The organism is Pseudomonas sp. TE3786 (assembly GCF_054057335.1).
In genome coordinates, this window is record NZ_JBSRZF010000022.1 from 66918 (window position 1) to 78607 (window position 11690).

7 protein-coding genes are annotated in these 11690 nt (G+C 60.2%); 6 read left to right on the forward strand and 1 reads right to left on the reverse strand.

The features are described from left to right. Positions 1–72: 72 nt before the first annotated feature. The 4 genes from ACVW0Y_RS20525 to ACVW0Y_RS20540 all read left to right on the forward strand — a co-directional run bounded on the left by ACVW0Y_RS20525 (position 73) and on the right by ACVW0Y_RS20540 (position 8420). On the forward strand, positions 73–1755 hold the full coding sequence (locus ACVW0Y_RS20525) for a fatty acid--CoA ligase (RefSeq protein WP_457440949.1): 1683 nt from the start codon (positions 73–75) through the stop codon (positions 1753–1755). Between the two features lie 232 nt (positions 1756–1987). Beyond that, entirely contained in the window at positions 1988–3889 is a 1902-nt protein-coding gene (locus ACVW0Y_RS20530) for a DUF1302 domain-containing protein (RefSeq protein ID WP_457440950.1), read from the forward strand. 30 nt (positions 3890–3919) lie between these two features. Beyond that, positions 3920–5290 (forward strand): DUF1329 domain-containing protein, encoded by a 1371-nt coding sequence (locus ACVW0Y_RS20535; RefSeq protein WP_457440951.1) that lies wholly within the window; start codon positions 3920–3922, stop codon positions 5288–5290. A gap of 385 nt (positions 5291–5675) precedes the next feature. Beyond that, complete coding sequence (locus ACVW0Y_RS20540; RefSeq protein WP_457440952.1) at positions 5676–8420, forward strand: LuxR C-terminal-related transcriptional regulator; 2745 nt, start codon at positions 5676–5678, stop codon at positions 8418–8420. 101 nt (positions 8421–8521) lie between these two features. On the opposite strand, the gene ACVW0Y_RS20545 is transcribed toward ACVW0Y_RS20540, so the two are convergent. Further along, positions 8522–9376: a hypothetical protein gene (locus ACVW0Y_RS20545; protein WP_457440953.1), complete on the reverse strand. Its 855-nt coding sequence runs from the start codon at positions 9374–9376 to the stop codon at positions 8522–8524. A gap of 105 nt (positions 9377–9481) precedes the next feature. On the opposite strand from ACVW0Y_RS20545, the gene ACVW0Y_RS20550 reads away from it, so the two are divergent. Next, complete coding sequence (locus tag ACVW0Y_RS20550) at positions 9482–10156, forward strand: TetR/AcrR family transcriptional regulator (RefSeq protein WP_457440954.1); 675 nt, start codon at positions 9482–9484, stop codon at positions 10154–10156. 68 nt (positions 10157–10224) lie between these two features. Further along, positions 10225–11166, forward strand: a complete 942-nt coding sequence (locus ACVW0Y_RS20555; RefSeq protein ID WP_457440955.1) for an alpha/beta fold hydrolase — start codon at positions 10225–10227, stop codon at positions 11164–11166. Positions 11167–11690: the final 524 nt, after the last annotated feature.

Below are 11690 nucleotides of genomic sequence, written 5' to 3' on the forward strand. Positions count from 1 at the left end.
ATTTATGGCTGGCGCAAGGCCTCTAGAGTGCGCTTAACAAGAATTCTTATAGCCATGCGTGTAGGTGCATTTATGTTGCAAACCCGTGTAATCGCTCCCGCTGACAACGCGTATCAAGCGCCGCTGTTGATCAAACGCTTGCTGCTGTCAGGCAGTCGCTACGAGAAAACCCGGGAGATCGTCTACCGCGACCTGGTGCGTTACAGCTACCTGACCTTCAATGAGCGCGTTGCCCGTCTGGCCAACGTGCTGACCGATGCCGGCGTCAAAGCCGGTGACACCGTGGCCGTGATGGATTGGGACAGCCACCGCTACCTGGAATGCATGTTCGCAGTGCCGATGATCGGCGCGGTGTTGCACACCATCAATATCCGTCTGTCTGCGGAACAGATTCTTTACACCATGAACCACGCCGACGACCGCGTGGTGCTGGTCAACAGCGAATTCCTGCCGATCTACCAGGGCATCCAAGGTGCCCTGACCACCGTCGAGAAAACCATTCTGCTCACCGACGGTGCCGACAAGAGCGCCGACCTGCCTGGCCTGGTGGGCGAGTACGAGCAACTGCTGGCGGCTGCCAGCCCGCAGTACGACTTCCCCGATTTCGATGAGAACTCGGTAGCCACCACCTTCTACACCACCGGCACCACCGGTAACCCCAAAGGCGTGTACTTCACCCACCGCCAACTGGTGCTGCACACCATGGGCATGGCCAGCATGATGGGCGCGGTGCATACACCGCGGCTGATGGCCAATGACGATGTGTATATGCCGATCACCCCGATGTTCCATGTGCATGCCTGGGGCGTGCCCTATGTGGCAACCATGCTCGGGATCAAGCAGGTGTATCCGGGCCGTTACGATCCTGAATTGTTGGTGGGCTTGTGGAAGAAAGAGCAGGTCACCTTCTCCCATTGCGTACCGACCATTTTACAAATGGTGATGAACGCCAAAGCCGCCCAGGACGTGAACTTCAATGGCTGGAAAATCATCATCGGCGGCAGCTCGCTGAACCGCTCGCTGTATGAAGGTGCCAAGGCCCGGGGCATTCATCTGACCGCCGCCTACGGCATGTCGGAAACCTGCCCGATGATCTCCTGTGCCCATATGAATGACGAGCTGCTGGCCGGCAGCGAAGACGAACGCACCACCTACAAGATCAAGGCCGGGGTGCCAGTGCCGTTGGTGGAAGCGGCGATTATCGATGCCGATGGCAATTTCCTCCCCGCCGATGGCGAGTCCCAGGGCGAGCTGGTGCTGCGCGCACCCTGGCTGACCCAGGGTTATTTCCGCGAGCCGCAGAAGAGCGAAGAGCTGTGGGAAGGCGGCTGGCTGCACACCGGCGACGTAGCGACGCTGGACAATATGGGCTTTATCGATATTCGCGACCGTATCAAGGATGTGATCAAAACCGGTGGCGAGTGGATATCGTCGCTGGAGCTCGAAGACCTGGTCAGCCGTCACCCCGGTGTACGCGAAGTGGCAGTGGTGGGAATTCCCGACCCGCAGTGGGGGGAGCGTCCGTTTGCCCTGCTGGTGGCCCGCGATGGTCACAGCCTCGATGCGAAAAGCCTGAAGGAGCACCTCAAGCCATTTGTGGAGCAGGGGCTGCTGAGCAAGTGGGCGATCCCATCGCAAATTGCCCTTGTTACCGAAATTCCCAAGACCAGCGTTGGCAAGCTGGATAAGAAACGTATCCGCCTGGATATCGCCCAATGGCAGGAAGCCGGCAGCGCATTTTTGTCCACCTTGTAACGGTAACGGGCCGTATACGCAGTGTACGGCTCGCTCCCCAAGCAAGCGCTTGGCCCCTCAAGCACTGGCGTTGCGCCACTTTCAGCCCTTTGTACCCCTTCGGAAATCGCCGAAACCTGCATTCCAGAGTGGTTGCTGCCTTCAAATCACACTTTAGATGGATCAATTCGTACGACCTTGTACCTATAGTCGCTGCCATCCATAACAAAAAAACAAACATGGAGTAGCGTCGATGACAACAACAAGAACGTTCTGGCGCCGGGCAAAACTGCCACTGGCCGTCAGCCTCGCCACCACCCTCGCCACACCCGCATTTGCAGTCTCTTTTAACGTCGGTGAAATCGAAGGCTCGTTCGACTCGTCGCTGTCTGTGGGCGCGAGCTGGTCGACTACCGGGCCGGATAAAGATCTGATCGGGGTGAACAACGGCGGCAATAGCCTGTCGCAAACCTCCGATGATGCGCACTTGAATTATAAGAGCGGTCAGACGTTCTCGAAGATCTTCAAAGGTATCCATGACCTTGAGCTGAAGTACGGCGACACCGGCGTCTTTGTGCGCGGCAAGTATTGGTATGACTTCGAACAGAAAGATGAAGATCGCGAGTTCAAGCAAATCGACGATCACAACCGTAAGGAGGGTGCTCAGGCTTCCGGTTCACAAATCCTCGACGCCTTTGTCTATCACAACTACCAAGTAGCTGATCAGCCGGGCTCCGTGCGTTTGGGCAAGCAGGTTGTGAGCTGGGGTGAAAGTACTTTTATCCAGAACGGTATCAACTCCATCAACCCGATCGACGTCTCCGCTTTCCGCCGCCCCGGCGCAGAAATCAAGGAAGGTTTGATCCCGGTAAATATGTTCTTCGTGCAGCAAAGTCTGACCGAAAATCTGTCGGCTGAAGCCTTCTATCAACTGGAGTGGGATCAGACCGTTGCCGACAACTGCGGCACCTTCTTCGCACAGGCTGACGTAGTGGCTGACGGTTGCGATAACAACCTTGCTGTTCTGCGCACCGAGAGCGCAACACGCGCTGCCGCCACTCAGGCAGGTGTTAACGCCCTGCGCTCTCAAGGTGTGACTTGGGGAGATCCGGATGAGGGTGTAATCGTTCCGCGTGGCGGCGACCGTGATGCCCGCGATAGCGGCCAATGGGGTACGGCGTTCCGTTACTTCTCGGACGCTCTGGACACTGAGTTCGGTGCCTACTTCATGAATTACCACAGCCGAGCACCAGTATTCAGCGGTCATGGCGCACCTGCTGCCGCCTACCGTGCCAACACTCTGGGGTCGTTGGCTGCACTTACGCCACTGCGTGTAGCGGGTAACTCCGAGTACTTCATGGAGTACCCGGAAGACATCCGCCTCTACGGCCTGAGCTTCTCCACAACTCTCCCCACCGGTACCGCGTGGAGTGGTGAGTTGAGTTATCGTCCCAACGCCCCAGTACAAATCAACACTACCGATATTCTTTACGGCGGGCTGACGCCACTGGGCAATTCCGCCTATAACCCTGCTGCCGCTGGATTCCTGTTGTTCAACAGCGCTTCGGTTTTGAAAGGGACGCCGGGTGAAGATCTGCACGGTTATAACCGTAAAGAAATCACTCAACTGCAAACCACCTTCACGCAGTTTTTTGATCAGGTGATGGGCGCCGAGCGGCTGACCTTGGTTGGTGAAATTGGCGTGAGCCACATCGGTGGCCTGGAAAGCACCTCGAAGGTCCGCTATGGCCGTGACCCGAGCTATGGTCCTGGCGAGTTGCCAAACAATGCTTGCCGCCTGCTCAACACCAGCACGCTGGGTAGCCCTAACGCCAAGAACGTCAGCGAAAACTGCAATAACGATGGTTTCGCTACCGCGACTTCCTGGGGCTACCGCGCTCGTGCAATCTGGGACTACAACAGTGTATTTGCCGGTATCAACCTGAAGCCGAACGTTGCCTGGTCGCATGACGTGAATGGCTACGGTGCCAACGGTGTGTTCAACGAAGGCGCAAAAGCCATCAGCGTTGGTCTGGATGCTGAATACCAGAACACCTACACCGCAAGCGTGGCCTACACCAACTTCTTCGGTGGCGACTACAACACCCTGGTTGACCGCGACTTCGCCGCACTCAGCTTCGGCGTGAACTTCTAAGCAGACAGCAACTTTGAGGAAGGTATGACGATGAAAATAACAAAGAGTCTGCTCAACACTGGCGCTGCATTGGCACTGTCGCTGTTGGCTACTAGCGTGATGGCGGCCGTTTCGGCCGAGGAAGCTGCCAAGCTCGGTACTACCCTGACCCCGGTTGGCGCAGAAATGGCCGGTAACGCCGATGGCTCCATTCCGGCTTGGACCGGCGGCCTGCCGAAGAACGCTGGCAGCGCCGACAGCAAGGGCTTTCTGAGCGACCCGTTCGCCAATGAAAAGCCGCTGTTCACCATCACCGCGCAGAACGTCGAGCAGTACAAAGCCAAGCTCACCCCAGGCCAGTACGCGATGTTCAAACGCTACCCGGAAACCTACAAGATTCCGGTGTACACCACCCACCGTACCGCTACCGTGCCGGCCGACGTGCAGGCAGCGGTGAAGAAGAACGCCGTCAACACCAAGCTGGTGCAAGGTGGCAACGGTCTGGAGAACTTCGAAACGGCCTATCCGTTCCCGATCCCGAAGGACGGTGTGGAAGCGATCTGGAACCAGATCACCCGTTATCGCGGCGGTAGCCTGCGTCGTCTGGTAACCCAGGCCACGCCACAGGCCAATGGCTCGTACTCGCTGGTGTACTTCCAGGATCAGTTCACTTTCCGCAGCAACCTGACCGACTACGACGCCAGCAAGCCAAGCAACATCCTGTTCTACTTCAAGCAGCAAGTGACTGCGCCGTCGCGTCTGGCCGGTAACGTACTGCTGGTGCACGAGACCCTCGACCAGGTTAAAGAACCGCGTCTGGCGTGGATCTACAACGCCGGTCAGCGCCGCGTGCGTCGCGCCCCGCAAGTGTCCTATGACGGCCCAGGTACCGCAGCCGATGGCCTGCGTACTTCGGACAACTTCGACATGTACAACGGTGCGCCAGATCGCTACGACTGGAAGCTGGAAGGCAAGAAAGAGATCTATATCCCTTACAACAACTACCGCCTCGACTCGCCGAACCTGAAGTACGCGGACATCATCAAGGCCGGCCACATCAACCAGGACCTGACCCGTTACGAGCTGCACCGGGTATGGCATGTAGTCGGCACCCTGAAAGCCGGCGAGCGCCACATCTACGCCAAGCGTGACTTCTACCTTGACGAAGATACCTGGCAGGTTTCCGAAGGCGACCACTACGATGGCCGTGGCACCCTGTGGCGTGTAGCCGAGGCCCATGCCGAGTACTACTACGACAAGCAAGTGCCGTGGTACACCCTGGAAACCCTGTATGACCTGCTCTCCGGTCGCTACATCGCCCTGGGCATGAAAAACGAAGAGAAACAGGCTTACGACTTTGATTTCAAAGCGTCCGAGTCTGACTACACCCCGGCTGCCCTGCGTCAGTCCGGCGTTCGGTAAGTGTTAACGCAATAAAGGAACCGGCCTCAGGGCCGGTTTTTTTATGGTTGAACGAACGGCTGCGCGTCGGCGATGCGGCGTGGCGTCCTCGCTCTCGAGTTGTGCCAGGTCAAAAGCTTCGCGGCTGAAGCCGCTTCTACAAGGGCGGCGCGAACGCTCGTAGGAGCGGCTTCAGCCGCGATGCTTTGAGGGTGGTTGGTCCGATTTTTATGCAAAAAGCCGGGCTATGGCGAGGTATTCGCTTCAAATGCACCGCTCAAGGGGCTAGGCTGCAAAACGTCCGCGCATTGGCTGCCCGCTCTGATGCGCTGCCGCCAGCCCATGGAGTGAGCGCAATGGATGTTCGCTGCACGACGTCAACAGGCCCAATAACAAGAATCCGCCGATGACCGATCTTTCCAGTTCGCAAAGCCTGGCCTTTCCCACCATTCCCTCTACCGAGGGCCGTTTTTTTCGGCCGCCGCTCCCGGCTGGCTATATCACCCGTCCGCGTTTGTGCGAACGCCTGGTCAGCGGGCTGTCTGGCCGTTTGCTGCTGTTTACCGCGCCGGCCGGGTTTGGCAAAAGCTCCCTGGCCATCGAGTTTTGCGAGCGCTTGCCCAACCATTGGCAAAGCCTGTGGTTGGGGTTGAGCCAGATGGACAGCGACCCCGGTCGTTTTCTCGAACGTCTGGTGGTTGGGCTGCAGCGCTGTTTTCCCGGTCTCGGCGAGGAGGCGTTGGGCCTGCTCAAGCTGCGCCAGCGCCACCAACCCTTTGCCTTCGAAGAATGGCTCGATGGCCTGCTGGATGAACTGACCCAACGCCTGGACCCAGCCACGCCGCTGTTGCTGGTGCTGGATGATTACCACCTGGCCCAGGGCCCGGTGCTGGACCGCTGTCTGCAATTTTTCCTGAATCATTTACCCGCCGGTTTGCTTTTGCTGGTCACCAGCCGGCAGCGGCCGAACTGGCACCTGGCGCGTCTGCGCCTGTCGCGGCAGTTGCTGGAGCTGCAAGAGCAGGACCTGCGCCTGACCCTGGGCGAGTCCAGCCAGTTGCTGGAAAGCCAGGGCGTCACCCTGCAGGGCGAGGCCCTGGATAACCTGTTGCAGCGCAGTGAAGGCTGGGTGGCCGGGCTGCGTCTGTGGATGTTGGCCGCCAGCGAAGGCGGTGACACGCAGAACTGGGGGCACTCGCTGGACGGTGCCGACGGCCTGATCCGCGATTACCTGCTGGAAGAAGTGATCGAAAGTCAGAGCGCGGACGTGCAGGAGTTTCTTTACGAAACCGCCTTCCTTGAACGTTTTTGTGTAGAGCTGTGCGACGCGGTGCGCGACAGCCATGACAGCAGCACGATCCTCCAGCATCTGCAGGCGCATCAGGTGTTTCTGGTGCCGCTGGATGAACACGGTCGCTGGTTCCGCTATCACCACCTGTTTTCCGATCTGCTGCGTGCGCGCTTGCCGGTGTCGTTGAGTCAGCCCGCAGCCAAGCTGCATCTGCGCGCCTGCCGCTGGTTCAGTGGCCAGGGCTTGCTCGACGAAGCCATCGAACAGGCCCTGCGCGCCGGCCAGCCGGATGTGGCGGCAAGCCTGGTACAGAACCTGTCGGAAGAACAACTGCTCGGCGAACAGAACGTGGCCATGTTGCTGCGTTGGAAAATGGACTTGCCGGAAAGCCTGCTGAGCAGCTCGCCACGCTTGATCGTGCTGTATGCCTGGGCATTGGCCCTGGCCTGTCAGTTGGATGCCGCCGAAGAGTTGGCCAGTCAGCTGGCGCGTTTTCTGCCGGCACCCAACTCTCGCGCACAACGCTCGATGATTGGTCAGTGGCTGGCGCTTAGCGGGGTGATTGCCCGTGGTCGTGGTGACAGCGTGCTGGCCGAAGCCTATTGCAGTGAAGCCTTGTCGGCCTTGCCCCAGGAGCGTTGCGGGCAACGCCTGATGTGCCTGTCGACCCTGGCCAACCTGGCCATTGTGCGCAACGACCTGTGGCGCGCCCGCGGCCTCAATCGCGATGCCCTGGAACTGGCGCAACGCTATGGCAACCCGTTGTTCGAAGCCCTGGCCTACTACGACCGTGCGCGGGTGTTGCAGGCCCGCGGCGAGGTGCTGCGCGCCCAGGAAGAAGTGCGTCTGGGCCTGGAATGCATGCGCGGTTTGTCGCCGCAACGCCTGTACGCCGTGCGGGCGCGATTGACCCTGTATGAGGGTTATCTGCTGACCCTGCGCATGCAGCCGGAAGCGGCCCGTGCCCGCTTGCTGGTCGGCCTCAGCGAGGCGCGCGCCTGTCGCGACACCAGTGTGCTTATTGGTCATTGTGTGCTGGCCACTATCGAGGGGCGCAGCGGCCGCCTCAACGAGGCCTTTGCGCAACTCGCTGAAGCCGAACGGCTGATGCATATCTGGGACGTGCCGGCGATCTACTACCTGGCCATGATCACCGTGGTGAAGTGCGAGCTGTGGTTGATGCGCGGACAAACCGAATTGGCGGGGGATTGGCTCTATCGCCTGGCCACCACCTATAGCGGCGAGCAGGCGGCTGCCGCGCCGGAGTACAACCCGCAGCTGCCGCTGCATATCGAAATGCAGCAGGCGGTGCTCGAACGGCTGCAAAACAAATTACCCGATGCCGAACGTCGCCTGCGTTCGCTGATCGCCAGGGCGCAGAGCGTTGGCGGCCAGTTGATGGGCGGCTTTGCCCAGGTCCAGCTGACCTTGCTGCTGCTCGACCAGGGCCGTGACCGCGAAGCCCAGCATCAGCTCTACAGCAGTCTGGAGTCAGCGATTGGTGGCGGCTTGCTGCCCTTTGGCGAGCTGCTGCAAAAGCGTCCGCAATGGCTGCGTGAGCAGCTGCAACCGCGCCCGGCCTGTCCGTTGCGTGAGCGCTTGCTGAGTTTGTTGCCGGAGTTGGCGGAAGAGGAAACCGAAGTGCTCGACAGCGGCATCCAGGCCGAAGCCCTGAGCAGCCGGGAACTGGCGGTGCTCAAGCTGATCGCCCAGGGCTGCTCCAATCAGGAGATCAGCGAGCAGCTGTTTATCTCCCTGCACACGGTGAAAACCCATGCGCGGCATATCAACAGCAAGCTTGGCGTTGAGCGGCGTACGCAAGCCGTGGCCAGGGCCAAGGCACTTGGGGTGCTTCGTTAGCACACCGCATGCCTTTCGTAGGAGCGGCTTCAGCCGCGATCCGTGGAAACCTCGATTGCAGGCCTGGCCAATCGCGGCTGAAGCCGCTCCTACGGGGGCCGTCAGGGGGCCGTCAGATCCAGCTTCTTCGCCGCCGGCTTTTCCGGCGTTGGCATTGCCAGCTGTTTTTCCACATCCGCCTGTATCGCCAACAGCACCGGCAGCAGTTCATTCATGCTGCCGCGCACTTCGCTGTAGGGGTGTTTCTGCGCCAGTTCATCGATCCGCGCCAGTATCTGGGGACGCACCTCGGCATTCAGGTGTACGAATAATTCCGGCAGCTGCTTGCTGATTTCGGCGGCGTACAGGGCCAGGTCTTCACGGCCGAACTGTTTGGTCAGGCCGAGGTAGTCGAGGGCGCTGGAGGTGAGCATGGCCGCCGCTTCCTTGGTGTCTTGCAGACCCTGCAGGCGCACCGGGTTGCGTTGTTCGGGTTGCGACAGGGTCATCCAGAATTCGGTGGTCAGGGTGAACAGCACCGCTTGCTGGCGCAGCGAGTAGGTCATCAGGCCGAGGGCTTCGGCGCCGTAGGGCTGCTGCGCGGCATGGAAGTCGAAGTACAGGCGCATTAGCTCTTTGAGCTGGAACAACAGCTCCCGCGCTTCGTTCTGCCGCAGTTCCAGCGGCGCGTAGATATTCAGCTGCGGGCGAAAGTTCTGTTCGCTGACCATGCGCTGGTAGATCGGCCCGGTGAATTCGCCGCTGCGTCGGGGCAGGGCGTTGGCCTGGGTGCTGTCGAGTTTCTGCAGCGCTTCGACCAACTGGTGGTAGTCGCGGCTGCTCCAGGGTTTGTCGATATCGGGAATTTTCTGCCCCAGGTAGAACAGCTCGGCGGCCACAACCGTCGGCGTTGGCGCTAACCCAAGAACCAGCAAAAGGATGGCCAGCGGCCAGAGCAGGCGGCGTGTTAGCTTCATCGGCGGGGAGCTTCCGGCAGGGTTTTTATAAGAATGAACGCAAGAGTACCCAGCCCGATCAGCTCCGTCACCCAGGCCTAGGTTGGGTCATTCAGGGAGCAGCCGATGGAAGCGGAAAAAGCCGTGCAGGGTGCCGTGCTGGCGGTGTTCGAAGACCTCGGCGGCTACGGTGCCGTGGCGCGTCAGCAGGGGGAGGTGGCGGACGGGCCGCTGGTGGGGCATTTGCAGCGCATCAATATTCAGCTGACGGCCATTCCGGTGTTCGCCCGCAAGGGTTTGAACGAGACCACGGTCAACGACCTGCTGGCGGCCGCCAACGTATCGCGGCGCACCTTCTACAAATATTTCGATAACAAGATGGATGTGCTCGAAAGCATCTACCAGACCGCCGTGGTCCTGTTGCTGGCGCGCTTTCGCGATATGCAACAAGGTGCCGGCAGCCCGCAGGCGTGGCTGCGCACCATGGTCGGCTGTTTCTTTGATTACCACTCGGCCGTCGGCCCGATCATTCGCCTGATGCAGGAAGAAGCGTTGCGCGCCGACTCACCCCTGGCCCGCCATCGGCAACGCGCCCATGTGGAGATGACCGCGCTGCTGGTGGAGCGCCTGGAGCAGGGCGGCACTCATCGCGATCCACTGACGTACCGAGCGTTGATCTGGGCCTTGGAAACCACGTCGCTGGAACTGCTAGGCCGCTCGGCCAGCCGGGTAGAAATCGAACATGCCAAGGCGGTACTCAGCGATTTGCTGATCGCCTCGCTGTGCCCCGTCACAACCTAGGTTGGGCGCAGGCCGTGGGCCTGCGTGTTCTGATGGGGAACCTATAACAAGATTGTCGAGGTCCCTGCATGACTGCTTCCAGCCTGACTCTGACGCCGCCCTTGGCGGTCGGTTTTGCCCGCTTGGGTTTCGGTGCCTTGCCCCTGGAACGCCTCAAGGCTCGCTATGCCAGCGCCGATAGCGGCTCGCGCTTTATCGAGCTGGACGGCTTCAACGTGCACTACCGCGACGAGGGCACGCGGGACAAACCGGCGCTGGTGTTGATTCATGGCGTAGTGGCGTCCCTGCACACTTGGGATGGCTGGATCAGCGCCTTTGCCGAGCAGTACCGAATCATCCGTTTCGACGTGCCCGGCTTCGGCCTTACCGGCCCGGCGCGCGATGGTGAATACAGCGCCGAGCGCATGGTGAAAATTTTCAGTCTGCTGCTCGATCACCTGGGGGTGAGCAAGGCGGTGGTGGCGGGTAATTCCCTCGGTGGCTATATCGCCTGGAACTTCGCCCTGGCCCAGCCGCAGCGGGTGGAAAAACTGATACTGATCGACCCAGCCGGTTACCCCATGCACAAGGTGCCATTGATGATCGCCGCCGCGGCGCTGCCGGGTGCCACCTGGGCCATGCCGATGTGGATGCCGCGAGCGCTGATTGCCCAGGGCATCAAGGAAGTGTACGGCGAACCCGGGCGGATCAAGCCGGGCGTGGTGGATCGCTATTACGACCTCAGCCGCCGTCCCGGCAACCGGCGGGCGATGATGGATATTTTCCGCGTACTGCTGAAAGTGAACCGCGAAGAACTGCACGGCACCCCCGCGCGGGTGGCGCAGATCACCGCGCCTACGTTGCTGATGTGGGGTGACCGCGACCGCTGGATTTCACCCAAGCATGTGCCGCTGTGGCAGCGTGATCTGCCGGGGCTTCAGGTGAAAATCTATCCGGGCGTTGGGCATATTCCCATGGAGGAAATCCCCGAGCAGAGTGCGGCGGATGCGTTGCGGTTTTTGCAGGGATAAACCAAGCGCTGTTCTGAAAGCACCGTCATTTCCGCGCAGGCGGAGGTCCTACGATTCGGAATCCAGAATGCAGCAGGGATAGGTTTAGCCTGAACCATTCTGGGTCCCAGCCTGCGCTGGGACGACGGAGGTTTTGCAGCATCCCCCGTCATTCCGGCGTAGGCCGGAATGCAGAATGGTTCAGAGGACGGAGTCGTTCCGGAATTCTGGGTTCCAGCCGGCGCTGGGACGACGGAGTTTTTTCGGCATCCCCCGTCATTCCGGCGTAGGCCGGAATGCAGAATGGTTCAGGGGCGCGGTGATCGTTCCGGAGTTCTGGGTTCCAGCCTGCGCTGGGACGACGGAGTTTTTGCGGCATCCCCCGTCATTCCGGCATAGGCCGGAATCCAGAATGGTTCAGGGGACGGAGTCGTTCCGGAATTCTGGGTCCCAGCCTGCGCTGGGACGACGGAGTTTTTGCGGCATCCCCCGTCATTCCGGCATAGGCCGGAATCCAGAATGGTTCAGGGGACGGAGTCGTTCCG